This is a genomic window from Nocardiopsis sp. TNDT3 (genome assembly GCF_003427465.1).
Taxonomy (GTDB): Bacteria; Actinomycetota; Actinomycetes; order Streptosporangiales; family Streptosporangiaceae; genus Nocardiopsis; species Nocardiopsis dassonvillei.
In genome coordinates this window covers 1-2,075 of sequence record NZ_QPFC01001368.1, presented here as the reverse complement: position 1 = coordinate 2,075, position 2,075 = coordinate 1, and the positions used below count along the sequence as shown (strand labels likewise).

The window sequence follows — 2,075 nt, the reverse complement described above, 5'->3', positions numbered from 1 at the left end:
GTAGGACAGGCCCGCGGAGTAGCCCTTGCGGGCCAGGAAGCCCAGGGCGCGGCGGATCCGCGTCTCCTCGTCCCTGCCCCGGGTGGCGGCCAGGCGGCGGCGCGCCAGGTCGCGGGCGGCCTCCTCCTCGTCCTGGTCGCTGAGTTCGCCGACGGCCTCCCGGACGGTGTCCTCCTCCACGCCGCGGGTGCGCAGCTCCTGGGCCAGGGCGCGGCGGGAGAGCCGTCTGCCGTGGTGGCGGGAGGACACCCAGGCCTGGGAGAAGGCGGCGTCGTCGATCAGTCCGGCCTCGCCGAACGTGTCCAGGACCGAGGTGACGACCTCCTCCTCGTACTCACGGCGGTGCAGCGCCCGCTCCAGCTGGGCGCGGGTGCGCGGGGAGTGGGTGAGCATCCGCAGGACCAGGGCGCGGGCCTCGGCCTCGGGGTCCTTCCCGGGCGGGGCCGCCCCGCCCGGGGAGGGGCCGTCGTCCTCGGGGTGGTGCCGGTCCGGGGACCGGCTCCCCTCACGCATCAGCCGCGGGCGCCTTGGGGGTCCTGGCCGCGGCGCGCTTGGCGGGTGCCTTGGCCGCGGCGGCCGGGTCCGCAGCCGCCTCAGCGGCGGCCTTGGCCGGTTCGGCGGCCGGGCCGGAGGCGCTGTCGTCGCCCTTGACGGGCACGCCCAGCTTCTCCTTGATCTTCTTCTCGACCTCGTTGGCCATGTCGGCGTTCTCGCGCAGGAAGTTGCGCGCGTTCTCCTTGCCCTGGCCCAGCTGGGTGCCCTCGTAGGTGTACCAGGCGCCCGACTTGCGGACGATGCCGTGCTCCACGCCCAGGTCGATGAGGCTGCCCTCGCGCGAGACGCCCACCCCGTAGAGGATGTCGAACTCGGCCTGCTTGAAGGGCGGCGCGACCTTGTTCTTGACGACCTTGACGCGGGTGCGGTTGCCGACCGCGTCGGTGCCGTCCTTGAGCGTCTCGATGCGGCGCACGTCCAGGCGCACCGAGGCGTAGAACTTGAGCGCCTTGCCGCCGGTCGTCGTCTCGGGCGAGCCGAACATGACGCCGACCTTCTCGCGCAGCTGGTTGATGAAGATCGCGGTGGTGTTGGTCTGGTGGAGCGCACCGGCGATCTTGCGCAGCGCCTGGGACATCAGGCGGGCCTGGAGTCCGACGTGGCTGTCGCCCATCTCGCCCTCGATCTCGGCGCGGGGCACCAGGGCCGCCACGGAGTCGATGACGATGATGGAGACCGCTCCGGAGCGGATGAGCATGTCGACGATCTCCAGCGCCTGCTCACCGGTGTCCGGCTGCGAGAGCAGCAGGTCGTCGGTGTTGACGCCGATCTTCTTGGCGTACTCGGGGTCGAGCGCGTGCTCGGCGTCGACGAAGGCCGCGATGCCGCCCATCCGCTGGGCGCTGGCCACCGCGTGCAGGGCGACGGTGGTCTTACCGCTGGACTCGGGGCCGTAGATCTCCACGACGCGGCCCCGGGGCAGGCCTCCGATGCCGAGCGCCACGTCGAGCGCGATCGCCCCGGTGGGGATCGACTCCACCGGCGGCCGGTCGTCGTCGCCCAGGCGCATGATGGAGCCCTTGCCGAACTGCCGCTCGATCTGGGCGAGCGCTGTTTCGAGAGCCTTGTCTCGGTCTCCAGATGCCACGGGATACCCCTGTTGTTGGGTGGATGCCTTTTTCTTCATGGTGAGCACGACGCTACGCGGTCGCTACGACAATCGCGACGTCCCACGTCCGCCTGTGGATAACCCACCCTACCCGAACCTGTGTTCGATGTGGCGTACGAAACGGATGCGACCTCGCGGGAGGTCCGTCGCCGGATCAGCGTCTGGAGGCGGGCAGGTCGAAGGCGTCGCACACGGCGCGCCACACCTCCTTGGCAGCCACCCCGTCGGCGAGCGCCTGCTCGACCGTGCGGGACCCGAGCCCCTCCAGGACGTGGTCGCGGGCCACGCTCTGCGCGTAGGCCTCGCCGAACTGCTCGTGCATGTTGTGCCAGAAAACCGTGAGTCTCATCGGGCCCAGTATCGGTGATCGCGGCGTCCGCCGCGCCCCCTCCCCTTTGTCGCCGCCCGCGGG

General features: G+C 71.4%; 3 protein-coding genes. All 3 read right to left on the bottom strand.

Annotated features, from left to right (window positions below):
* Positions 1-513 (bottom strand): recombination regulator RecX (recX, locus tag DQW06_RS27910; protein ID WP_117199595.1); only part of this gene is annotated, 513 nt, incomplete at its 3' end.
* The gene (gene recA, locus DQW06_RS27905; RefSeq protein WP_013151718.1) at positions 506-1,642 is read right to left on the bottom strand and encodes a recombinase RecA; all 1,137 of its coding nucleotides are present in this window, start codon (positions 1,640-1,642) and stop codon (positions 506-508) included. The genes recA and recX, both read right to left, overlap by 8 nt.
* Before the next feature lie 175 nt (positions 1,643-1,817).
* The gene (locus DQW06_RS27900; protein ID WP_013151717.1) at positions 1,818-2,012 is read right to left on the bottom strand and encodes a DUF3046 domain-containing protein; all 195 of its coding nucleotides are present in this window, start codon (positions 2,010-2,012) and stop codon (positions 1,818-1,820) included.
* Between the last annotated feature and the right edge of the window lie 63 nt (positions 2,013-2,075).

Excerpts from the sequence above, each read along its gene's own strand:
- DQW06_RS27900 (WP_013151717.1), bottom strand. The coding sequence starts at position 2,012 with ATGAGACTCACGGTTTTCTGGCACAACATGCACGAGCAGTTCGGCGAG.